The organism is Vitreoscilla stercoraria DSM 513 (assembly GCF_000382305.1).
Classification (GTDB): Bacteria; Pseudomonadota; Gammaproteobacteria; order Burkholderiales; family Neisseriaceae; genus Vitreoscilla; species Vitreoscilla stercoraria.
In genome coordinates, this window is record NZ_KB908018.1 from 1 (window position 1) to 23,754 (window position 23,754).

Sequence of the window (23,754 nt, forward strand, 5' to 3'; positions counted from 1 at the left end):
TGCACCAATGCAAAGCCATCACCGCCCAAACCGTCCATATGGCTACAAATGAATGTGCCTTTTCCTTGCTTATCATCGAAGCGAAAACGGTCTTTGCCGCCGCAAGCTGGGCAAGGCTGGTGCTTGTTGGTCAATGATTGGGCTGGTACGCCCAAAGCGGTTAAAACGTAATGCCATTGCCCTATGGCATGGTGCGCTATGTCTTTAAAATCAATCATCTTGATTCCAATCAGTGAATAAAGCCGCACAAAGGCGGCTCGTGCTGCTTATTTGTTCGGATTTGTCATGTTTTTAGTGGCTTGTTGGCAATAACGGGCGTGTCCTGTATCGGTAAAGTCCATTACTGCCACGCCATTGGCATCAAAAACACCGACTAAGCCCAATTCCAAAGCCTCTACAATCACATCCTTGACATGGCGCAATTGACTGCATGGTTTACCGTGTATGGCATCTGTTTGTACCGCATCAAGAAACGGCATTAAGCGGCTTGGAATGACCTTGTTATCATGTTCGTTTTGCATCTGTAACGCTCCTTTGCCCTAAAAAAAGGCTGCAACAATCCAGCCTATGCCGTTTAAGGGCATGGGCTAGCTGATTTCACATAGGGAAAATTTAAGCTGTTAAGCAGACTTCACTGTGGTGGCGTTGGCTCTTGCTGTGTGCTTTTTACCATTGTTGATTGCACAATTTGCCGTTGCCATGATGCTGCCTAATTCACGCATCACACGGGCAGTCATCAGCAGTGTAGAGGCACAATGCTGACTACTTTCATTGGCCATCTGATCTCGTGCTGCAAACTCAGCCATCGTACCTAATGTGTGTATGGCCAATTCCGCTTGGGCTTGCAAAGAAACCGCCTCAGCACTTGGCAAGTCATTATCATAAAGACGCTTTTCAAGAGTTTGAGCCGCCATATTCAAGAATGTACTCAAGCCATCACAGTGCAATTCATAGGCGTGTTGTTGTGGTGTGGTGGTATTCATAAGGCAGCCTCTTTTTCTAATTCCACACGAAGCTCGCCAATACCTTGTATATCGTAGACCTTTGAGGCTCGAATGATGGTTACCATTGTGCGTAGAGCCGTTCGTAATTCATCATCTTCTAAATTGGCACTTAAAAAACTCATGCCTGCCAATTCAGCTTGCCACAGTGTTTCAGCCGCCATGTCATGCAATTCAATGTATTGTTGTGGGGTAGGAAGTAATGCTAGATTCACGCCACCACCTCCACACGTTTAACTGTCCAGGTGTTGCGGTATTGCTGAATTTGAAAACATGCGCTTTCGTTGGTGCGTAGCATGTTGTCAATAAATAGGCTGGCTGCCTGTGGTGAAGTAAAGCGAAGTGCTTTGCCCATGTGGGCTTGAGTGTGTAGAATTGGCATCTAGACATTTTTCCTAATTCGATTGGTGAATGTTGTGGCTGTTACTTGCGCTCCGTCCAAAGTTTGCAAGTGATAGCCTTTTTCTTTTGGTGGCGTTGATTGATTCAGGTATTGCCCGCCACACAGGACAATTCCCCATAGCATTGAGTGCATTAATAAAAATTTAAGCATAATGCCTTTGTCTTTCATCCTTGCAAGCTTGAGGCTTTGGCATCAATAAATGCCAACACATCAGACTTGCGCCACAAAGAACGTCTGCCAATTTTTAATGGTTTAGATAATTCTCCTTCTTTGATTAACTGATATAGCTTTGTATCAGCAATACCCAATACTTCTTTTACCTTTGGTTTTGCCCAAAGAGTATGAATATCGTCTAGGTGTTGATTATTTGGTAGTGATTGATTTTGTGTAGGTAGCATAGTTTTTTTCGTTTATTTAGTTAATGTATCAAAAACATATACGGTGTTGTAAGTATAATGACAGTCATGTACGATTTCAATAGTTAATTTTGTTTTTGAGACATAAACTATGAACGAGAAAAATAAAGGTGGTCGTCCGCCGCGATATGAAGGTGAAGTACCTATTAGAGTTGGTGGGACTGTGCGTCCTAGATACAAGCAAATGTTAGATATGCTTCGTAGACATAGGGATACATCTATTAATGAAGTGCTTGAGTTTGCAATTGCTAGAGCATCACACACAATAGAAATTGAAGGTAAATCTATCTATGATTGGTGTGTAAGTGATTTCGAGATTTATTGGGGAATATATAAAAATATAAGTGTTCCATATTGCTCTATATCAATATTTAAGCTTATGACTGAACTTGATACAAAGATGGTCAATATAATTAATGATTATCCAGAACTTGAAAAAGTAATGAATGAGTTGTATGAGAGTAGATTTGACAAGAATTTTGATTTTTTTGAGTTTGATGAAAAATTGACATTTCAAATAGATAAATGCAGTCGTAATATACAAACAAGTTTGGACAAAAAATCTTTTACTTCAAAAATAAAAAGTTTTTTCGATACTCTTGTTAAATTAGGACCATGTATGTCTAATTATGACTATGTTTATAATTCATTTAGAGGTGGGTTAAAAAATGTAGATCAATTCATAATTGAGATTGAGTCAAAGCCATTAAAGATGCAACATATTTCAGAGTTGTATAAATTGTCATATTTCCAAGATGTTAAGAAGATGTCAGTAGTGGATAGAAACATTTCCCAAATAATGTTTGATAGCTCAATTGAAAATATATTGTATGAGTTTTGGAAATCAGACATATCAGTTGAAAAGCTAGTATTTTGCACTAAAAAATTATTTGAGATAGTCGCATATGATAATTTTAGTGGGATAGGTGAGTCTCTGCAGCAAATAGATATATTTGAGAAATTTACGCAAACGCTTATCCATTTAGGGGTTAGAGAAATACCACCTGAGACTAGTAAAAAGGATTTGGAACTTTATTTATTGAAGAAAAATTTGATAGGTAAAACGTAGGATTGCCACCGACGTTGGTGGCTTCGTTCATTCTGCTTATGCTTCTTGCTGTGCTAGGTAGTCATGCCACCATTGAAGCATCTCTAAGCGTTCCTGTAGGTAGTCGCTGCGATTGTATGCGCTTCTCACTTTGTTGGTGTCAGCATGGCTTAATTGAACCTCGATGACATCCTCACGAAACAATCTTGATTCATTCAGTATGGTGGACGCTGTAGAGCGTAGGCCATGCGCTGTGGTATTAAACTTTGCCTTGCGAAGTGCCAAGCGTGGGCTTTCCCTGTGTAAATGACTGTCACCGTCCAAGCTTTCAAACAGGTACACGCCACCTTGATTCACATATTGGATTAAATCCAACAATTCTATGAGCGCATCGGTTAAAGGTATTGTGTGAGTTTTGCCTCGCTTCATTCGATTGGCAGGAATCACCCAAAGCTTATTGGCCAAGTCCATTTCGTCAAACCTTGCGCCCACTGCTTCAATGGGGCGGCATAGTGTCATCAATTGCCACTTGATCGCTAACTTGGCAATGGTAATCGGTTCACCTAACCACTTCATGAGCATGGGCAAGTCAGATTGTGGCAAAGCGTCAAATTGACCCTTTACAGGCTTTTTGAAAGCATTGTTTTGGACGCTTGCCACAGGATTGGCATCAATCAGTCCACCGCTTACCGCATAGCCAAACAAGAGATTCAAAGCGTTCTTGGTGCGCCTCAGTCGTTCCAATGCGCCACGCTCTTCAAACACTCGCAAAGCGTCCACGATATTGACGGGCTTAATCTCTCGAACATCCATGCTGCTGAGAGTCGGGAAAATATCCTTTTCAATGACGCTCTGAACCTGTAAGGCATGGCGTGGTGTCACTGTTGGCTGCCATCGCTCAAACCATGATTGATAAACTGTCTGAAAAACATATTTGTCGGTGTCGGGCTTTTCTTCAATGACTGCCAAGCCTTTGAGGTGGCGTTGCTTCAATTCGTCTGCCCACTTGGTAGCCTCAGCCAATGAGTAGGCAGGATAGCTACCCAAGTACACAGTGCAATCCTTTTGGGTTACTTTATCAATAAACCTGAAAGCCCATAGCTTTGAGCCGTTCGGTTTGATGAACAAAGACAAGCCATTACCGCCAGCCACTTTGTAGGTCTTTTCCTTTGGCTTTAAGGCTTTCACGGCTGTGTCGGTCAAGCGTTTGGCAATCTTTGGCATGATGGGTTACTCACTGTAAAAAGTGGACTGATAGTGCTATTGGGTTACTGATTTACATATATACCAATGCTGTAACCCAAAGAGTAACCCATAAAAAAATGGCTGTAAACGAATGTGAGCGAATGGTAAAGCACAAAGAAACTACAAAGAACCTTGTTTTGTAAGGATTTTTAGGTCAATAAAAAACCCGCACGAATGCGGGTAATTTGAATATTGGCAGAGAGGAAGGGATTCGAACCCTCGATACGCTATAAACGTATACACGCTTTCCAGGCGTGCGACTTCAACCACTCATCCACCTCTCTAGATAAGAAGCGCATTATACCGTTAATTTAGAATTATGCAAAATTTGGGTAAATATGGTTAATACATAATTTTTAAGCTCTTGTAATGGTTTTATGAAATTAATTATGAGGATTTATTTTCTAAACATAGCTATTGTGAAATATGGTTATTAGTGCCAATATATTAAAAGCATACGATAATTCAAGGAGTCTAGAATGAAAGCATGGAAAAAATTCAGTTTGATGGCGACGGTTGCAGCAGTGGCTTTGAGTGCTTGTGCAACCGATCCTATGACAGGTCAAGTGGATCGCAACAATACGGTTTTGGGTGCTTTGGGTGGTGCGGCGACTTGCGGTATTGTGGGTGCATTGACTCATGGTAGTAAAGGTGCGCGTAATTCGGCTTTGGCATGTGGCGCCATTGGCGCAGGTGTAGGCGCTTATATGGATCATCAAGAGCGTCAATTGCGTCAAAGTTTGGCGAATACCCAAGTGGAAGTAAACCGTGTGGGTGATGAAATTCGTTTGGTGATGCCAGAAAGTATCACTTTTGCGACAGGTAGTTATCAACTAAACAGTTCAGCTTCTTCTAGCTTGAACTCAGTCAGCAGCGTGTTGGCTCAATATACTGATACTACTATCAATATTGTAGGTCATACCGATAGTACTGGTAGCGATGCGATTAATGAACCTTTGTCACGCAATCGTGCTTCTGCTGTTGCCAATTATTTGGTGAGCCGCAATGTTGCATCTAATCGCATTACGACTGCTGGTGCAGGCTCTCGCCAACCTGTTGCAAGTAACAATACTGTGGCAGGTCGTGCAGAAAATCGCCGTGTAGAAATCACTGTGAATCCTATTCAACGTTGATTGTGTTTTGATTTTGACAAATGCCCAGAAATCTCTGGGCATTTTTTTTATACTATCGTGGTTGGGACTTTGGAGTGCTTCATAAAGTCAGCCAATGACATATTCAATGTTTCCATACTCGGTTGCATGAAATTTTGTACCATTTGCCCGATTTGGTCTTGTTGGTTGTCATGCGGCCTGTAAACAAACAATTCAAAAATAGCCCGTAAATCGATGTTTTGTGGATTGGTTTTGAGTAACCAACCATCATTGTCGCGAGCAACATAATCATAGTGTTGCAATTGTTCTAACATGTCGGTTAATTCGTCATAACCCATATTGATATGGTTTCGAAATGAACGCGTGGGTAAAATTTTGCCTTCATCATGGGCTTGGGCAAGTAAAATCAATATTTTTAAAATATCATCAAAGCGCCCATGTTGCCCTGTATGTCTGTGGAAAGCGTCGCCTTTCCAATAGGATAAAGCATTGGTTAAGATGGCGCCTGACAACAAAATCGCCCACAAAACATTGATCCAAACTAAAAACAAAGGTACGGCCGCAAATGCGCCATAAATGACTTGATAATTGCCGACGTGTCCGAAATAAGAACTGAATATGCGCTTGGCAATTTCTAAAATCACCGCACTCCACAAAGAACCTACCAATGCATGTTTGGCCGGAACATAGCGTGAGGGTACGACACGATACATCAGCCATAACAAAATCATATTGACTAAAATAGAGATGCTAACTTGTAGTAACAATGCCCAAGTTGGGTAATGTAAAGCAAAAATAGATTGTTTGGTTAAGCGTCCTAGTTGAGAAATGGTTAAACCTAGAATGACTGGTCCTAGGGTTAACAATGCCCAATAGACCAATAAACGTGTATGCCAAGGACGCAGTTTGGTGGTGCCCCAGATTTGATTGAAGGCCGTTTCAATGGTGTTAATCAATAAAATGGCTGAAGCCACCAACATGATGATACCGATGGTGGTGAGTTTTGAAGCGTTGTCTAAGAAGCCGAACACATATTCATTGATAATGGTATAACTGGCTTGCGGGACCAAATTGTCGGTGATGAAATCTTGAAATTGACGGGTAATGCCTTCGAACATGGGAAAGGCGGAAATCACCGTCAATGCAATGGTGAAAAATGGCACCAAAGCGAGCAAAGTGGTGAAAGTGAGGCTGGATGAAACTTGAAATAAATGCAGTTGTTGGCAGCGCTTCAAGATGAATATCGCAAACTGCCACAAGCGTTGCTCAGTCAGACATTGCCAAGATTGGGCGATGAAGGATTTCAACATAAAGCGTCCTGAAATACACATAAGTCTGCATTGTAGCGTATTATCTGTATCGCATTGAAATAGATGAAGAAGGTAGACTCATGTTGAAAATATTGGTTTTGTATTACAGCCAAAATGGCAGTGTTTTGAATTTGGCACGAGAAATGGCCAAAGGTATTGAAAGTGTAGAAGGCTGTGAAGCGGTATTGCGCACTGTGCCGAAAATTTCTACGGTATGTGAGCAAGTGCAAGCCGATATTCCTAGCAGTGGTGCACCGTATGCCACGATGGATGATTTGCGTGAATGTGCGGCATTGGCTTTGGGTAGCCCGACCCGTTTTGGTAATATGGCTGCGGCGATGAAGTATTTTTTGGATGGTAGCAGTGGTGTGTGGTTATCAGGGGATTTGATTGGTAAGCCGGCTGTGGTTTTTACCAGTACTTCTACCATGCATGGCGGTCAAGAGTCGACTTTGTTGACGATGATGTTGCCTTTATTACATCAAGGCATGATGGTTTTGGGTGTGCCATTTAGCCAATCGGATATGAGTCACACTCAAACAGGCGGCACACCATATGGTGCATCGCATGTGGCAGGTGCTAATGGCAATCCTGTTTTGAGTGTTGAAGAGAAAAAAGTGGCGTTTTCTCAAGGCGTGCGTTTGGCGCAAACTGCCCGTCAATTGGAAATGGGCAAACAGCATTAATTCACCTATTAATATGGTATGAGTATATGAATTTGAACAGTCAGGCAACTTTAACCACCCAATTGCATCATCGTTCCATTAGAGCATTTACCGAACAAGCTGTGACAGCAGAAATTTGTGATGCATTGTTAGCGGCAGCGTCTTCTGGAGCGACTTCTAATTTTTTACAATCCACTCACATTATTCGCATTACTGATAAACATAAGCGGCAGCAACTGCGTGAGGTGTGTGCCAATCAAGCTTATGTCGAATCAGCACCTGAATTTTGGGTATTTGTGTTGGATGTAGCAAGACATAGCATGTTGGTTGAAAACACACAAACCGATTGGGCAGAAGTGGGCATTATGGGTGCGATTGATGCAGGCATCATGGCGCAAAATGTGTTATTAGCGGCAGAGTCTTTGGGTTTGGGTGGTGTGTATATTGGTGCTTTGCGCAATGATATGGTGAAGGCGGCTGAAATTTTGGCTTTGCCTGAAAAAACCGTTCCTTTGTTTGGTATGTGTTTGGGCTATCCTGCACAAAATCCCAACATGAAGCCAAAACTGCCAACGGCATTGTTTGTCAGTGAAAATACTTATCAAGCACAAGATTTAAATGCTGTTGCTGCTTATGAAGCACAGGTAAAAGCATATTATGTGGAGCGAGGCGCAGAGCCCGCCACATGGCAAGATGCGATTGCCAAGACTTTGTGTAAACCTGTGCGCCCGCATATGTTGCCATTTTTACAGCAGCAAGGCTTGTTTAAGCGTTAAAGTGAAAATAAAGAATCACATCATGGAGCCGTGACTTAAGTCACGGTTTTTTTATGCGATGCGTGAATGATGAATTAATAGACTTACGGTTATTTTTATTGTTTTGGCATGTTTTTTGCATCCATATCTCAAAAGATTGAAGTCATTGCATTTGTTTATGATTTTTTGTGAAATTCCATTCATCTCATGAAGGTATTGAATGTTAAATAAATTTCTCATGCTGAGCATGTTGCTGATGGCTGTTTTTGCCATAGGTTTGGGTGTGCGGCAGGGCTGGGTAGCCCATGGTGTGAGTTTGAATGGAAGATTGGGTTCATCCCAACCCTCGGAATCTGCTTCAGTGGCCCATCAATGGCAATGGTGTTTGGCAGTGGTTGTGCCATTGGTCGTTTTTTTATTTTTAATTTGATGGTTGTTTAATATATCCAATAGCAATTTCGATAGCATGATTCAATCCTTTTAATGGGGCTCATCCCTGTTATCATCAAGCGGTATTTTGTTTTGAAAGCTGCTTTTATGAAATCCCGTTTGTTTATTGTTCATGGTTATCAAGCCCATCCACAAAATCATTGGTTTGAATGGTTGTGTCAGCAATTTCCTGCCATTAACAGCCATATTGTTGCTTTGCCAAGCTCACATATGCCCAGTTTGCTTGAGTGGCAACAGGCTTTGCAGCAAGCCATTGGTGATGTGGATGAACAGACTTATATTGTGGCGCACAGCTTGGGCTGTGTGGCGACTTTGCATTTTTTGTCACAACAAGCTTCCAGCGCACGCTTGGGTGGTTTGTTGTTGGTTGCAGGATTTGCAGAAAAATTAGCTTTATTGCCTGAGTTGGATGAATTCAATCAATATGATTTGCCTTGGGCATTTTTACAGAATATTTCGTTACAAACAACGGTATTGCTTTCAGAAGATGATACCGATGTTTTGCCCGCAGCTACTGCACGTTTGAGCCAACATTTACAGGCCGCTTTAATCCGTTTGCAAGGCTATGGGCATTTTACGCAGCAAGATGGGTGTGTGGTGTTGCCTGAAGCCAAACAGTGGTTGGCGCAAACTTTACAAGCAAACACATAGTCAATACATGACGATGATGGACACATTGGTTATGATGTAGTGGCATTGGAAATCAAGGGTTGAACAATGAAAACATGGATGTTAGTAGTGGCGGTGGCAATGGGCTTGGCTGCGTGTAGCAGCACAAGCAGTATGCACAATGATGCGTATCGACAAATTGCAGTGAAACAAGAGGAAGTGGTGGCACATTTTAATTTGGATGGCAGTGTTACCAATCAAAAAGTAGCCAATGGTTATTATCGCAAATTATTGGGTACGACCACTGATAATCATTTTATCGTGCAAGACTTTTACAGTCGCAATGATCAAAAACAAAGTGATCCTTTGAAAGTGACCAATAAAGAGGCTTTGCAGGTCTTTGACAACCAGCATACAGACAGTGAAGTGACTTTGTATTATGCCAATGGTGCACGTTTGGAAAACAGTTTGTATGACAAAGGAAAATTGGTTGGTAGCAGTACTGCTTATTATCCAAACGGTACGGTATTTCATGTCAATCAATTTGACCAAGGCATGTTGCATGGTCGCAGCCAATATTTTTATTCAGATGGCAAACTTGCTGCGAATTTAGAATATGTCAGCAATCGTTTGGTCAATGTGGAAGGTTGGAGTGAGGCTCAGCAGCCTATTGTAGTGGCTGATATGCCAAAATTTTTGCAAGTATTGCAAAAATTAGACCAACAAAATCAATTGGAAATCATGCGTTTGGCACAATGATGGCATATTTTTATCAAGCGTCCTGTAAAGTTACAGGACGTTTGATGGATTTATAGCAAAGGCTCAATCGGTAAAATGGACAGAAATCTGATCCAAAATCGTTTCATCCATGTGGTTTGAGGCTCTTTTTGATACACCATCGCAGCATAATCGCCATGTTCTAACCACACCAAACGTCCGTTGCTGTCTAATTGTACTTCATAGGCATTGCTAGGCACGTTATTGAGTAAGGTTTCTTTGAAATGGCTGGTCAGTTGTGGATTGTGAATGACAACACCATTTTCAGTATTCACATTGGCAGAGCGTGGGTCCATATTGAAAGAACCAATGAACATTGAACGGTTGTCGATGGCAATGGTTTTGGCATGTAAGCTGGAACCAGAACTGCCAGTCAAACCACGGTCTTTGAAAATCATGGGTTTGATGATGCTGGGCTTGAGTTCATAAAGATTAATGCCTGCTTTGAGCAAAGGTTTGCGGTATTTGGCATAGCCTGCATGCACAGGTGCCACATCGGTTGCGGCTAAGGAGTTGGTCAAAATGGTGATGTGAACGCCATTTTGTGCCAGTTGAACCAGCTCTTTGGTCCCATTTTTAGTTGGCACAAAATAAGGCGATACGATTAATAATTGTTCTTTGGGGTCACCTAGTTCGCGTGACAAATCATTGACGATATTGTGTGTTGGCGTGGCGCCTAAACTTTGTAAGGCTTTGGCTGGGTCATCAGAGACCAATGCAACATCTGACCATTGCAATGGCAAGCGTTGCTCACGCAAGGCATTGGCATAATCAGATTGTGCGACTTGGTTTAAATAATTGCGTTTTTGATTTTGTTGTTCTTGTTGTTGGTGTGGGCTTAATGCCACTGGTGGCGGTGCAACAGAACGGTGTTGTAATACTTGCTCTAAAGAGTAACTGGATTCACTGCGCCAATAGCGTTCAAAATCTTGATTGATGTCATCAACGACTTTGCCTACTGCCAAAACATCCAAATCCATGAACATCGTGCCATCGCCCGCACCAAAATATTCATCTCCAATATTGCGTCCGCCTAAAATAGCCGCTTGTTGGTCAACAATAAACGCTTTGTTGTGCATGCGATGATTCAAGCGTTCAAATTGCGTGATATAGCCCATCCAGCGCATCTTGCGATGGTGAAAAGGGTTGAATAAGCGCACTTGTATGTTCGGATGTGCATCCAAATCACTTAAAAAATAATCCAAACCATCGGTATTGTTGTCGTCCAATAACAAACGCACTTTCACGCCTCGATTGGCGGCACGTTGTAAAGCCTGCGCTAATAAGCGGCCTGAAGTGTCGTTATGCCAAATATAATATTGTAAATCTAAAGTGAATTCTGCCGAATGAATCAAATTGGCTCGTGCCGCAAACGAATCATGGCTGTCTGATAACGGATAAATCCCTGTGAGATTTTGGCGGTCTTGGCGCAATGAGTGAATGACTTGTGCCAGTTGACTGTTGGTAGTGGTGATGTGTTGAACCGGTTCGGTAACCGCAATGGCTGGCGGTAAGCTTGCACAAGCACTTAATAAATGCAGCGTTAAAATCAGCCACAATGAACGAACAATACTCAGACAATGGCGTGGGTGGGTATTTAGAAAATGAAATCGTGCGGGCATATAGGAATCAATCCATTCTTTACATTAAAGTGTAAATTGAATGGGTTGTTCAAAATCAGCGCTGTCTTGACCTTGTGGTAAGGGCTTAAAACGGGTTTTTTGGACTTGTTTTAAAGCTGCTTGGTCTAAATCGGCATGACCTGAGCTGGTTTTGATGTGTGCTTGAGTGACTTTGCCTTGCGCATTCACTTGTCCCAAAATCACCACCAAGCCTTCTTGTTTGGCCAATCTTGCGGCATTGGGATAAAACAATTTGGGTGTGTAAACCACGCTTAAATCGCTGTTATTGGCGCTATGAGCCATAGGTGACCATAATAATGGTAAAGCTAGGGCGGTTGCTAAAATACGATATTTAATGTTCATATTGGTGTTCCGTACAATGAATAAATACAGCGTCCTGTAAACTTACAGGACGCTGCTATCATAAAGTCAATTCCTGACTTACACGACAATATTTACCAAGCGACCTGGTACGACAATCACTTTTTTAGGTGTTTTGCCTTCCATGAATTTCACTGCGCCTTCGTTTGCCAAAGCGGCAGCTTCCAAAGCCTCTTTGCTGGCATCGGCCGCAACGGTGATTTTGCCACGCAATTTGCCATTGACTTGAACCATCACTTCAATTTCCGATTTGACCAAAGCCGCCTCGTCTACTGTCGGCCAAGCGGCATCCCATAAGTTGGTTTCAGGACGCAAAATTTGCCACAAAGCTTGGCAAGCGTGCGGCACAATCGGCCACAACAAACGCATGATGTTTTCCAACACTTCTTGCGCCACTGCGCGACCTTGTTCGCTTGATGTATCGGTTTTGTCCAATGTGTTCATCAATTCCATCACTGCGGCAATGGCAGTATTGAATTGTTGGCGGCGACCATAATCATCGCTGACTTTGGCAATGGTGGTGTGCAATTTGTAGCGCAAATCTTTCAGACCTGCATCCAAAGCGTCTTGGTTACCAGCAAAAGCCGTGACCAAACCACCTTTTTGGAATTCAAACACTGTGCGCCACAAACGACGCAAGAAGTTGTAAGCGCCTTTTACACCGTTATCTGACCATTCCAAAGATTGTTCAGGAGGCGCTGCAAACATCATGAACAAACGTGCTGTATCTGCACCATATTCATCAATCAACGCTTGCGGGTCAACGCCATTATTTTTAGATTTGGACATTTTTTCAATGCCGCCAATTTCAACTGGCAAACCATCGGCAATCAGCGTGGCTGAAATCGGTTGACCTTTGTCATTGCGCACCAATTCAACGTCTTGTGGCGCAATCCATTCTTTGGAGTCATTGGCGCCTGTGCGGTAGTAAGTTTCGCACACCACCATGCCTTGGGTTAACAAGCGGGTGAACGGCTCATCCACATTCAACAAACCTTCGTCACGCATGAGTTTGGTGAAGAAACGTGCATACAATAAATGCAAAATCGCATGCTCAATACCACCAACATATTGATCTACCGCCATCCAATATTTGCCAGCCGCAGGATCGACCATGGCAGTATCGCATTTAGGCGAAGCGTAGCGCGCGAAATACCAGCTTGATTCCATGAAGGTGTCCATGGTGTCGGTTTCACGACGGGCATCACCACCACATTTAGGACAAGTGGTTTCGTAGAATTCAGGCATTTTGTTCAATGGCGAACCCGCGCCATCAGGCACCACATCTTCAGGCAAAATCACTGGCAATTGGTCTTCAGGCACAGGCACATCGCCACAGCAAGGGCAATGAATGATAGGAATTGGGCAACCCCAATAGCGTTGACGGCTGATACCCCAATCACGCAAGCGGAATTGGGTTTTCGGTGCGCCAGCGTTCAAGCTTTCGAGTTTGGCTGCCATCGCATCAAACGCGGCAGCAAAATCCAAACCATCGAATTCACCGCTGTTAATCAACACGCCATGCTCGGTATAAGCGGCCTGTAAAGGTTCTGCCAACGCTTCCTCTTCGCTTGGGCGAATTACGGTTTTAATCGGCAAATCGTATTTTTTGGCAAACTCAAAATCACGTTCGTCGTGTGCAGGTACTGCCATCACCGCACCGTCGCCGTAGCTGAACAATACATAATTGGCTACAAATACAGGTAACACGTCGCCATTCAATGGGTTCACGACAAAGCGGCCTGTAGGCAAGCCTTTTTTCTCCATGGTTGCCATGTCTGCTTCGGCAACTGAACCTGCTTTGCATTCAGCGATGAACGCTTGCAGTTCTGTATTGCCTTCGGCAGCAGCCGTTGCCAATGGGTGCTCTGCGGCTACTGCGACATAAGTTGCGCCCATCAACGTGTCAGGACGGGTGGTGTACACTTGCAAATATTCGTTCCAACCTTCAGGCAAACCAGTTTTGCTGTCGTTTGCAATGCCAAAACGCACTTGCATGCCGCGAGATTTGCCAATCCAATTGCGTTGCATGGTTTTGACTTGTTCAGGCCAGTGTTCTAACTTGTCCAAGTCTTGCAACAGCTCTTCTGCGTAATCGGTAATTTTGAAGTAATACATCGGGATTTCGCGTTTTTCAATCAGCGCGCCCGAACGCCAACCACGACCGTTTTCCACTTGTTCATTGGCCAACACAGTTTGGTCAACAGGATCCCAATTCACCACGCCGTTTTTTTTGTACACAATGCCTTTTTCAAACAATTTGGTGAACAACCATTGTTCCCATTTGTAATAGTCAGGTGTGCACGTGGCCACTTCACGTTCCCAATCCAAGGCAAAGCCCAAAGACTGCAATTGTTTTTTCATGTAATCAATATTGGAATACGTCCACGCAGCAGGAGCTACTTGGTTTTTCATCGCTGCGTTTTCAGCAGGCAAACCAAAAGCATCCCAGCCCATAGGTTGCATCACATTGAAGCCGTTTAACAATTTGTAACGCGACAACACATCGGTAATGGTGTAATTGCGCACATGACCCATGTGTAACTTGCCAGATGGGTAAGGGAACATCGACAAGCTGTAATATTTGGGCTTAGATTCATCGATTTCCACATTGAACAAGCGGGCATCATCCCACAATTTTTGTGCAGCCGGTTCGATGGCTGAAGGTTGGTAATTTTCTTGCATGGTGATTGGGTTCACTAAGTAGTCAGACTAAAGCAAGAAGTATAACAGTTTCAGCAAGCTAGGTGGATTGCAAAACAAAAACACAAAAAAAACCACCTAAAGCCAAGGGAGAAAGCCATTAGGTGGTCAATTCATTGCGGGGAAAACGTCTTACTCACTTCAATCGCCAACCTCGGAGCAGAGAGGCGATGGAATTTATAATACGCTTATGAGTATTAATTGCTGTTAAGGATAGTAAGATTTTTTTATTTTCAATGATTTGCGATGATTTTGTTCGTTATTTTTATGCTGTAGGCTTTATATTTAATTTGAAAAATGGGCATAAAAAAGAAGCCATTTAATCCAAGGGGGGAGGATTAAATGGCAAAGGCATTACAGGAAAACGTCTGATTACAATCCACATTACCTAGACCAAGATTAATGTGTATAGCATAGACGTAACAGATTGAAGTCGGTTCAAAAAATAATTGTTAATTTTTGTAATCTGATTTTTTTTGCAAAGTTGGCAAATGCATTTTGGCTACAATTGCCCACAAGCGTAAAATCAAGCCTAAGCTGGCAATGAAATACAAGGTCCAAGCATTCAAATAGGCCACGGTGTCGAGCATAAACATAAACAAGCCAATCAATACTGCTACGGTGCCATAAATGCCTTCGGTTAAGATTTCAGGTACTTCGTTGACCAAAGTATCTCGTACCATGCCACCGCCAACGGCAGTCACAAAAGCCAAACTCACTACGCCAAACAAATTTAATTCATATAACAAGCCAATTTGTGCACCTGTAATACTGAAGGCGACCAAGCCAATGGCGTCAGCGATGTAAAACGACCACGATAAAATGCGTTGCTCGCGCTTGGCTAGGTGAAAGACCATTGCCAAAATCAAAGTGATGGCAATCATGATTAAAGAGGTATTGCTGGTGAAAACCGCAGGCAGGCGACCAATCAACATGTCACGAATGATACCGCCACCAATAGCGGTTAACAGCGAGACAATGATCACGCCCAATAAATCAAGGCCTTTGCGGTAGCCAACGAGGTAGCCTGAGATGGTAAAGGCGGCTGTGCCCATCAAACCAATTAAATCTGTTGCATTCATGAAAAGACTTACTGCGAAAATGTGCTAAAACTTAGTATAATAAACGTTTTTTCGAAAAATAGATGCAGATGACAACGAAAAAACTGCCACCGCGCACTTTGTCTGTGGCGCCCATGCTGGATTGGACCGATCGCCATTACCGTCACATGGCCAGACAAATTACCCACCATGCGTGGTTGTATACGGAAATGGTGACCACCGGTGCGTTGATTCATGGTAACCGTGAGCGTTTTTTAGCGTTCAATGAATGCGAACATCCCGTGGCTTTGCAATTGGGTGGCTCAGATGCGGCGGATTTGGCGCAATGTGCCAAAATTGCTGAAGAATATGGCTATGATGAAGTGAACCTTAATTGCGGTTGCCCAAGCGAGCGCGTGCAGAAAGGCGCATTTGGCGCGTGTTTGATGAATGAAGTGGGTTTGGTTGCTGATGGTGTCAAAGCGATGCAAGATGTGGTCGACATTGATGTCACGGTCAAGCACCGTATCGGTGTGGATCAGCAAGAAGATTACAGTGTGGTGCGTGATTTTGTTGGGCATTTGGCAGAGCAAGCGTCCTGTAAAACATTCATTGTCCATGCGCGCAATGCATGGCTTAAGGGTTTGTCCCCTAAAGAAAATCGCGAAATCCCGCCATTAAAATACGATTATGTTTACCAATTGAAGCGTGATTTTCCTGATTTGGAAATTTTGATTAATGGTGGCGTGACCGATAATGAACAAATTGCCGAGCATTTAAAACATGTTGATGGCGTGATGGTTGGGCGAGCGGCTTACCATCAACCTTTGACAATGATGGCACAATGGGATGCGCTATTTTATGATGATCATCATGAAATCATGAGCTTGGAAAATCTGATTCCTGTGTTACATGATTATGCCAATATGCATATTCAAGCCAATAAAGGTACCTTATTGCGCCATATGGCACGTCATTATTTGGGTTTGAGTCATGGTATGAATGGCGCGCGACAATGGCGTCGAATGTTATCAGATGCATCTTTATTGGGACAAAACAACGCAGATTTATTGCAACAAGCTGGTATGGCTGTGGGTGTTCTCCAAGCTTAAATTTTTGACAATATTGGGTTTTGAATCATTTCAATATATTGAAAATAAAAAAGATATTTAAAAAAGCGTCCTGTAATTTTACAGGACGCTTTTTGGGTTTTTATGAGCATGAAAGTTTAATACAGATAATAATTTAGTATATTTCATCAATATTTTTTAAAAAAATAATCACAAATTAAATTGATATTCATAATTACTATCATTTATAATTCGTAATGTTTGGTTAATCCATTATTTTTGATCCATATTTTTTTTATCCAAAATTGAGAATGTCTGTCATGCACCAACGTTTTTTACACACTACTTTGTATACGACCTTACTGGCCGCTTTTGCAACCAGTGCTTTTGCCAACGAACCTGCAGTAGCAACCAAAGAAGCCGATACTGAATTGGGCGAAATTGTGGTGACTGCCAGCGGTTCTGGCGTGAACATTAAAAATGCGCCTGCGAGCATTTCGGTGATTTCAGAAACCGAAATCAAACGCCAGCCTGTGACGTCTATTGGTGAATTGATTGGTAAAGAGCCGGGTGTCAGCGGTGGTACAGGTTTGAATGCTGAAGGCAGCAAAATCAAATTGCGTGGTTTGCCATCTGAATATTCTTTGATTTTGATTGATGGTCGCCGCATTGGCAATTCTTCGCGAGTGTCTTATCGTCCTGACTTGGCACGCCAAGATTTGGATTGGATTAGCCCTGAAGCGATTCAACGCATTGAAGTAGTGAAAGGCCCAATGTCGTCTTTGTATGGTTCGGATGCGATGGGTGGCGTGGTGAATATCATCACTAAAAAAATTCCACAAGAATGGTCAGGCTCTGCAACAGTCAATTACAAAGCACCATCTGACAGCACCGCAGGCGATACAGTGCAAACCGCTGTGACAGTAGCTGGTCCGATTTTGGAAAACTTGGGTGCACGTTTGACTGTGGCACAAACCCAGCGTGATGCGGACAGTGGTTTACAGGGCGATGATTTCGCTGATTCAACCACAGGCATTAAAAACCAAAACATCGATGGTAAATTGTCTTGGGAAATCGTAGAAGGTCACACTTTGGATGTGTTTGGTACTTATGGTAAACAAATCAGCACCAATCCAACATATGCAGAAGGCGCCGATACCAGTGAATTTTGGTTGGGTGGCGAAGGTGAAAAAGACACCACTGTGACACGTCGTTATGGTGCTGCTTGGGAAGGCGAATACGCATGGGGCAGCAGTGCTTTGAGTGTGTACCGCAATGAGTTTGAAAAGCCTAATGAAATGGTTGAAATCGGTGGCGTGTTGTCACCAACTGACCAAGAAAACTCACAAACAGTAATTGACGGTAAAATCAATACCCAATTTCAATTCGGCGTTGAGCACAATTTGACTGTGGGTGGTCAATGGAAAAAAGAACAACTGACCAACACGCGTACTTTGGGCATCAATTCTAATGGTGCGCCATCTGTTGATGGTCAAGACCACACAGGCAATACCAATGTTGAAGGCAAATCTTGGGCATTGTTTGTAGAAGACACGATGAAATTGACTGACAAATTCAATTTGACTTTGGGTGGTCGTTTGGATGATGACAGCCGTTTCGGTACACAATTCTCACCTCGTGGTTATGCAGTTTATAATTTGACCGACAATTGGACGTTAAAAGGCGGTATTTCACGCGGCTTCCGTGCGCCTGATTTGGTGCAAACGGCAGCAGGTTTTGCAACAGGCTCTCGCGGCAATGGTTGTAACACCCAATTTGGTCGCTACGATGCACAAACCAATCCTAATGGCTTCCGCAGCTCTAACAGTTTGACTGGTTTTGTAAACTGTTACTCAACGGGTAACCCGAGTGCCAAAGCAGAAGAATCAACCAACTATGAGTTTGGTTTCAATTTCCAAAATGAAAAATTGAATGCAGGCTTGACGTATTTCCATACTGATTTTGAAAATAAATTAATTACCAAACCTGTGAAACACACACCAAGCAGCGATATCAATCCTGCATTCCAAAGCCGTTATCCATATGGTATTTGGTATACCGCAGTGGACAATGCTGATGAAGCGGTGATTCGTGGTTTGGAAGGTTCTTTGACTTGGTATATTAACGATCAATGGTCTTGGAAACACAATGCTACTTACTTCATTGAAACCAAAAATGAAGAAACCGATCAGCCTTTGATTGATACGCCTAAGTTTGCTTATAACACCGATTTGTTGTGGTCGCCGAATGACAAATTGAATTTGGGTGCGAACGCGCGTTACACAGGTTCTCAATACAAAACCGAAGTGTCTACGCCTGATGTTTTGGAAGCGTATTGGACGTTTGGTTTGAATGCCAATTACAACGTATCAGACAATTTCACTGTGCGCGGTGGTGTGAGCAATATGTTTAATAAGCAGCCTGAAAAAGACGAATCGGCTTCAGCAGACTACCATTCTATCGAAGGTCGTACGTTCTTCGTGGGTGTGACTGCTCGTTTCTAACGATACATTTCAATCAACATATCAAGCGTCCTGTAAACCTTACAGGACGCTTTTTTTAATGAAATTAGAGTAATAACTGTTGGTAAAAGGGGATCATTATTAGAATAAATAGCAGTTAAGTTTGATATTAATAATGACTATCATTTATACTTCACAACGAAATTTAACGTGTTGGGTCTAATATTTAACCTTTAGGGGGAAAGTCTGTCATGCGTCAGCATTTTTTACATTCAAAATTATCTGTGTTGGTTTTAGCGGCATTGTCAGTGCCTGCTTTTGCCAATGATGCAGTGGGCAATGAAGCCGATACCGATTTGGGCGAAGTGGTGGTGACTGCTACGGGTACGGCTCAACGCATCAAAGAAGCCCCTGCTAGCATCACTGTGGTGACTGCACAAGAATTACAAGAAAAAAGCCATAGCAATTTGGCTGAAGCTTTGGCTGGTATTCCGGGTGTAGACATTCGCAATGGTGTGAATAAAACAGGTGGTTTGAATGTGCAATTGCGTGGCATGCCTGCGGATTACACTTTGGTATTGATTGATGGTCGCCGTCAAAATACTTCTGGTTCTATCACACCTAATGGTGTGGGTGATACTGCCATTGGTTCTATGCCGCCTGTATCACAAATTCAGCGCATTGAAGTGATTCGTGGCCCTATGTCTACTTTGTACGGTTCGGATGCGATGGGGGGCGTGATTAATATCATTACCAAACCAATATCTTCAGGCGAATGGGGCGGCAATATTGCTGCTGAAACCATTTTGCACCAACATGAAGGTGGCAATACCCGCCAAATTGGTTTTTCTACCAGCGGTCCGATTGTGCAAGACAAAATCGGCATTCAATTGCGTGGTAAATATTTTGACCGTGGTGATGCTGAGCGCATGATGACAGAAGGTACAGGTCGTGACCCGCGTCCGGGTGAGTCTGAAAACTACGATATTGGTACCAAATTAAGTTTCAATTTGAATGAAAACCATGAATTGTGGTTGGATTTGAATCGTTCGCGCCAACGTTATAGCAATGAAGACAATCGCATGGGCACGTTGGACAAACCAAATTTGCCTCCAGCTCGTCCAGGTTTGCCATCTGGTTTGCGTGCCAGTGGCTATAAAGATGCGATTATTTCGATTAAAGAGCAATACGCTTTGGGTCATACCTCTGAGTTTGAAGCAGGCACTTGGAAGAGCTACGTGATGCAATCGGAAGCCGAAACGCGTGGTCGTACCATGCCTTACGGTTGGACGACCAAAGACGATTCTTACCGTTTTAATGGCGAAGACCGTACTTTGACCAACAAAGATTTGACCATCAATACGCAATTCCAAACCGAATTGGGCAATCACAATTTGGTGGTGGGTGCTGAATATTCAGACAATGAAACGGTGGATTTGGCGGCAGGTAAAGATGTGAAATTCACCCAAGATTCTTGGGCGATGTTCGTTGAAGACCAATGGAAAATCTTGCCAACTTTGGGTTTAACTGTTGGTGGGCGTTATCAAGATCACAGCAGTTTTGGTGGTCATTTTACGCCACGCGCGTATTTGGTTTGGAACACAACTGACAATTTGACTTTAAAAGGCGGTGTGAGTACAGGTTACAAAGTGCCAACCAGCAATTCTTTGCATGCAGGCATCAATGGTTGGAGTGGTCAAGGTCGAACTGTGACTGTGGGTTCACCACATTTGAAACCTGAAAAATCCACCAATTTTGAATTGAGCGCCAATTATGCAACCGAGCGTTTCGATGTGACGGGTACGGCATTTTTGAACAAATTCAAAGACAAAATTGAAAGCACCACGGTTGATAATTGTGCTGTTAACAATACGTCAAACTGTTATCCATTGGCTGATTTCCCAGCTCAAGCAACCATTGGTCAAAGCTACAATGTGGGCGAGGCAGAAACCAAAGGTTTTGAATTGTCTAGTCGTGTGAATTTGACCCAAGATTGGTATGTGAAAGGTGCTTATACTTGGATGAAAACCGAAATTACTTCAGGCGAAAATAGAGGTCAAGAATTGGTGAGCGCGCCACGTCATGCCTTGAATTTGCATACTGCTTACAATGTGAACGAGCGTTGGAAAATTTGGTTTGAAGGTGAATACAAAGCCGACCGCAATCGTTTCCAAGGCGATAAAAAAGACCAATCTGCTGCCAACCAAGCGATGTGGGATGCTACGGGTAACAAATTAAAAGGCTATACAGTATTCAATTTGGGTAGTAGCTATCGCTTTACTGACAATTTGAAAGTGTCAGCTTCGATTAATAACTTGTTTGACCGCAAGTTTGATGAAACTGCCAAATACACTTTCAACGGTCAGCCTGAAGAAGTTTATATGTATTCTAATACGGCACAAAGCATTGCGGGCACATTCATTGAGCGTCGCAATTTGTGGTTGTCGGTGTCTTACGATTTTTAATGGTTTGAATACAAATAGGTTGGAATCAAGCGTCCTGTAAATGTTTACAGGACGCTTTTTTATGGGTTTTAAAACACGTTGAATAGATTGATTTTTCATATTGAAACAAATATTTAGATTTAATCTATATGAAACAGATGTTTTGCTTAGTTTATTTGCATATAATTAAATGACATTAAATTTTAATAATGACAGGTGCGAGGCTTGACGATCGATTTTAAGCAAATCAATTTCTATATTCTATTGGGAATTCCTGCACAAACCCATTCTGAGCAAGTTGCCAATGTGATTGGGCAACATGCTCAAGCGAAATTATTGCCTGCGCCTATTTTAGAAGCCGCCAAGCATTATTTGCTCAGCGATATGGCAAGACGACAATATGATTTTTTCTTACATCATCATCCTTTAGCGCCTGAAAAAATCAACATTGCTCGATGGGATGCTTATGCTAAATTGAATTTATCGGCTGCAGCTTCGCGCCAAGACATTGCCCAAGCATTGCAAGCCAAATGGGGCGAATTGTCTTTGCAAGAATGGTTGCTGGTGCGCAAATGGTTGCTCAATCCAAGATTGCGTGGACATTATGATGTGCATTGGCAGCAACATTTTTCACCAGAGTCAAAAATTGTAGTGCTGTCTGATACAGGACGTTTACCAATTCAAAATGCCGTCATTAACGATGTTTGGCAAGACAAACCATTTTTTCCAAATCGGTGGCTGTGGTTTGGCTTGTCGACTGCGGTGATTGCAGCGACTTTGTATATGCAACCTTGGCAGCCGCAAATACCGCCTATTGTCCTCAAACATGATTTTCTACCGCCATTTTCTTCTAGCAGCTTCCATGTTGTGGAGAAAACCCAGATTACGATTACGGCTGTGGGCGATATGACTTTGGGCAGTCATTTGGGGCAAGACAATACTGCTTTGTTGCCACATTATTGGCAGCAATATGGCTCTAGTTATTTCCTAGAAAATGTGGCTGATGTGTTGGCGCACGATGACTTGAGCATTGCTAATTTAGAAGGGCCGTTAACCGAAGCGAATGTGCCGACGCCAAAGCAATTTGCTTTCAAAGGCAAACCTGCATTGGTTCAAATTTTGGAACACGGTTCAATTGAAGCGGTGAATGTGGCGAACAATCACAGCCATGATTATGGGCAACAAGGTTTGGATGATACTTTAGCGACCTTAAAACACAGCGGCATTCAAGCATTTGGTTATGAGCATTACCAAATATATGAAATTAAAGGCAAGCGCATTGCAATGGCTGGGGCGAAAGGTTGGGATGTGCAGGAAGGTAAAAAATCGGTAGACAGAGCTTTGGCTTTCTTTAAGCAAGAAAAAATTGATTATTACATCATGTCGTTTCATTGGGGCAATGAGCGAGAATACCAACAAAATGCCACGCAGCAAGCCTTAGGGCGTTATGCCATAGACCAAGGCTTTCATGCCGTTTTGGGGCATCATCCGCACGTCGTACAAGGTGTAGAGCAGTATAAGCAAGGCGTGATTGTGTATTCGTTGGCCAATTTTGTGTTTGGCGGCAACCGCAATCCATCTGATAAAGACAGCTTAATGGTGCAATTGCAATTGGAGTTTAATGGCAATCAATTGGTCGCCACGGAAGTATTGCCTTTGCCATTGGCAGTGTCTGATACGAACAAGACGCACAATTACCAACCGGTTTGGGCCGATGATGTCACGCAAAAACGCATCGTGGCGAAAATGCAGCCTTATAGCAATATCGATATTGATTTAGGTCAGCGTTTGGAACATGTACACCAGTCTAAAGCAGAAATCCCACAAATGGCACAAGGGCAATATTGGTGTGATGACAGTTTATCGGTTCGGGCGGCGCTGTTCGGACACAGCCATGAACGCTTTGCCAAATGTCAGCCAAGGCAAACACCAGCGCATTGGGGATGATGGAGGTTGATGGACATCGTCATGATGAGCGTCTGATGTCATGTTATGAGAATGGTTTTGAGTGGTAGATGAATGAGAAAAACGGTTTTTTAAGGTACTCATATAAAAACAAATGTTGTGAAAGATGATGCTATTTTATTCAAAAAAATCTATTAAATCAAGGTTGTGAATTTTAGGCTATATGTATTCATTATAAAATGGCAAAAATGCTTAGTGATTGAGTAGATTGCTTGTTGGGTTTGAGTATGAATTTGAAAATGTATCAATATGAATCATGACGGTTTGTGAGGCGGT

The 23,754-nt window shown here is 42.8% G+C and carries 22 protein-coding genes and 1 tRNA gene; 11 read left to right on the forward strand and 12 right to left on the reverse strand.

Annotation, left to right across the window (positions count from 1 at the left end; genetic code table 11):
- The 5 genes from H150_RS13380 to H150_RS13385 all read right to left on the reverse strand — a co-directional run.
- On the reverse strand, positions 1-218 hold a 218-nt coding region (locus tag H150_RS13380; protein WP_040755018.1), incomplete at its 3' end, for a primase-helicase zinc-binding domain-containing protein.
- A gap of 48 nt (positions 219-266) precedes the next feature.
- Positions 267-521 carry a hypothetical protein gene (locus H150_RS0100010; protein WP_019956987.1) on the reverse strand — a complete coding sequence of 85 codons (255 nt, stop codon included), beginning with the start codon at positions 519-521 and terminating at the stop codon, positions 267-269.
- Between the two features lie 99 nt (positions 522-620).
- A complete protein-coding gene (locus tag H150_RS0100015) occupies positions 621-983 on the reverse strand; it encodes a hypothetical protein (RefSeq protein WP_019956988.1) in 363 nt (120 codons plus the stop codon).
- Positions 980-1,216, reverse strand: coding sequence for a hypothetical protein (locus H150_RS0100020; protein ID WP_019956989.1), 237 nt, complete (start codon positions 1,214-1,216; stop codon positions 980-982). The genes H150_RS0100015 and H150_RS0100020 overlap by 4 nt, the downstream gene beginning before the upstream one ends.
- A 352-nt stretch (positions 1,217-1,568) precedes the next feature.
- Positions 1,569-1,802: a helix-turn-helix transcriptional regulator gene (locus H150_RS13385; RefSeq protein WP_040755032.1), complete on the reverse strand. Its 234-nt coding sequence runs from the start codon at positions 1,800-1,802 to the stop codon at positions 1,569-1,571.
- 109 nt (positions 1,803-1,911) lie between these two features.
- Here H150_RS13385 and H150_RS0100040 point away from each other — a divergent pair, with 109 nt between their 5' ends.
- Positions 1,912-2,889 carry a hypothetical protein gene (locus H150_RS0100040; RefSeq protein WP_019956993.1) on the forward strand — a complete coding sequence of 326 codons (978 nt, stop codon included), beginning with the start codon at positions 1,912-1,914 and terminating at the stop codon, positions 2,887-2,889.
- A gap of 36 nt (positions 2,890-2,925) precedes the next feature.
- Here H150_RS0100040 and H150_RS0100045 read toward each other — a convergent pair whose 3' ends face one another.
- Entirely contained in the window at positions 2,926-4,092 is a 1,167-nt protein-coding gene (locus tag H150_RS0100045) for a tyrosine-type recombinase/integrase (RefSeq protein WP_019956994.1), read from the reverse strand.
- Positions 4,093-4,306: 214 nt separating this feature from the next.
- Positions 4,307-4,397, reverse strand: a tRNA-Ser gene (locus tag H150_RS0100050).
- A 195-nt stretch (positions 4,398-4,592) separates the two neighbouring features.
- Between H150_RS0100050 and H150_RS0100055 the strand changes: the two genes are divergently transcribed.
- On the forward strand, positions 4,593-5,246 hold the full coding sequence (locus tag H150_RS0100055; protein ID WP_019956995.1) for a YiaD family glycine zipper/OmpA-like lipoprotein: 654 nt from the start codon (positions 4,593-4,595) through the stop codon (positions 5,244-5,246).
- Positions 5,247-5,293: 47 nt separating this feature from the next.
- Here the strand turns inward: H150_RS0100055 and H150_RS0100060 are convergent, their stop codons facing one another.
- Entirely contained in the window at positions 5,294-6,535 is a 1,242-nt protein-coding gene (locus H150_RS0100060) for a YihY family inner membrane protein (protein WP_019956996.1), read from the reverse strand.
- Positions 6,536-6,615: 80 nt separating this feature from the next.
- On the opposite strand from H150_RS0100060, the gene wrbA reads away from it, so the two are divergent.
- The 5 genes from wrbA to H150_RS0100085 all read left to right on the forward strand — a co-directional run bounded on the left by wrbA (position 6,616) and on the right by H150_RS0100085 (position 9,773).
- Positions 6,616-7,221 carry an NAD(P)H:quinone oxidoreductase gene (gene wrbA / locus H150_RS0100065; protein ID WP_019956997.1) on the forward strand — a complete coding sequence of 202 codons (606 nt, stop codon included), beginning with the start codon at positions 6,616-6,618 and terminating at the stop codon, positions 7,219-7,221.
- Positions 7,222-7,247: 26 nt separating this feature from the next.
- Positions 7,248-7,976 carry an oxygen-insensitive NADPH nitroreductase gene (gene nfsA, locus H150_RS0100070; RefSeq protein WP_019956998.1) on the forward strand — a complete coding sequence of 243 codons (729 nt, stop codon included), beginning with the start codon at positions 7,248-7,250 and terminating at the stop codon, positions 7,974-7,976.
- A gap of 199 nt (positions 7,977-8,175) precedes the next feature.
- Complete coding sequence (locus H150_RS0100075) at positions 8,176-8,385, forward strand: hypothetical protein (protein ID WP_019956999.1); 210 nt, start codon at positions 8,176-8,178, stop codon at positions 8,383-8,385.
- A gap of 107 nt (positions 8,386-8,492) precedes the next feature.
- Positions 8,493-9,056, forward strand: coding sequence for an RBBP9/YdeN family alpha/beta hydrolase (locus H150_RS0100080; protein WP_040755446.1), 564 nt, complete (start codon positions 8,493-8,495; stop codon positions 9,054-9,056).
- Between the two features lie 66 nt (positions 9,057-9,122).
- Positions 9,123-9,773 carry a toxin-antitoxin system YwqK family antitoxin gene (locus H150_RS0100085; protein ID WP_155970346.1) on the forward strand — a complete coding sequence of 217 codons (651 nt, stop codon included), beginning with the start codon at positions 9,123-9,125 and terminating at the stop codon, positions 9,771-9,773.
- A gap of 50 nt (positions 9,774-9,823) precedes the next feature.
- On the opposite strand, the gene H150_RS0100090 is transcribed toward H150_RS0100085, so the two are convergent.
- From H150_RS0100090 to H150_RS0100110, 4 genes are all read right to left on the reverse strand, one after another.
- Positions 9,824-11,413: a phospholipase D family protein gene (locus H150_RS0100090; RefSeq protein ID WP_019957002.1), complete on the reverse strand. Its 1,590-nt coding sequence runs from the start codon at positions 11,411-11,413 to the stop codon at positions 9,824-9,826.
- Positions 11,414-11,437: 24 nt separating this feature from the next.
- Positions 11,438-11,776 (reverse strand): energy transducer TonB, encoded by a 339-nt coding sequence (locus H150_RS13390; protein WP_019957003.1) that lies wholly within the window; start codon positions 11,774-11,776, stop codon positions 11,438-11,440.
- Positions 11,777-11,854: 78 nt separating this feature from the next.
- The gene (gene leuS, locus H150_RS0100100; RefSeq protein WP_019957004.1) at positions 11,855-14,479 is read right to left on the reverse strand and encodes a leucine--tRNA ligase; all 2,625 of its coding nucleotides are present in this window, start codon (positions 14,477-14,479) and stop codon (positions 11,855-11,857) included.
- Positions 14,480-14,949: 470 nt separating this feature from the next.
- Positions 14,950-15,579: a trimeric intracellular cation channel family protein gene (locus H150_RS0100110; RefSeq protein WP_019957005.1), complete on the reverse strand. Its 630-nt coding sequence runs from the start codon at positions 15,577-15,579 to the stop codon at positions 14,950-14,952.
- Positions 15,580-15,641: 62 nt separating this feature from the next.
- Here H150_RS0100110 and dusA point away from each other — a divergent pair, with 62 nt between their 5' ends.
- From dusA to H150_RS14605, 4 genes are all read left to right on the forward strand, one after another.
- Positions 15,642-16,649: a tRNA dihydrouridine(20/20a) synthase DusA gene (gene dusA, locus H150_RS0100115; RefSeq protein WP_026353337.1), complete on the forward strand. Its 1,008-nt coding sequence runs from the start codon at positions 15,642-15,644 to the stop codon at positions 16,647-16,649.
- 278 nt (positions 16,650-16,927) lie between these two features.
- Entirely contained in the window at positions 16,928-19,111 is a 2,184-nt protein-coding gene (locus H150_RS0100120) for a TonB-dependent receptor domain-containing protein (RefSeq protein WP_019957007.1), read from the forward strand.
- Between the two features lie 209 nt (positions 19,112-19,320).
- Positions 19,321-21,534 carry a TonB-dependent receptor domain-containing protein gene (locus H150_RS0100125; RefSeq protein WP_019957008.1) on the forward strand — a complete coding sequence of 738 codons (2,214 nt, stop codon included), beginning with the start codon at positions 19,321-19,323 and terminating at the stop codon, positions 21,532-21,534.
- Between the two features lie 204 nt (positions 21,535-21,738).
- Positions 21,739-23,460, forward strand: coding sequence for a CapA family protein (locus tag H150_RS14605; RefSeq protein ID WP_155970349.1), 1,722 nt, complete (start codon positions 21,739-21,741; stop codon positions 23,458-23,460).
- Positions 23,461-23,754 lie beyond the last annotated feature (294 nt).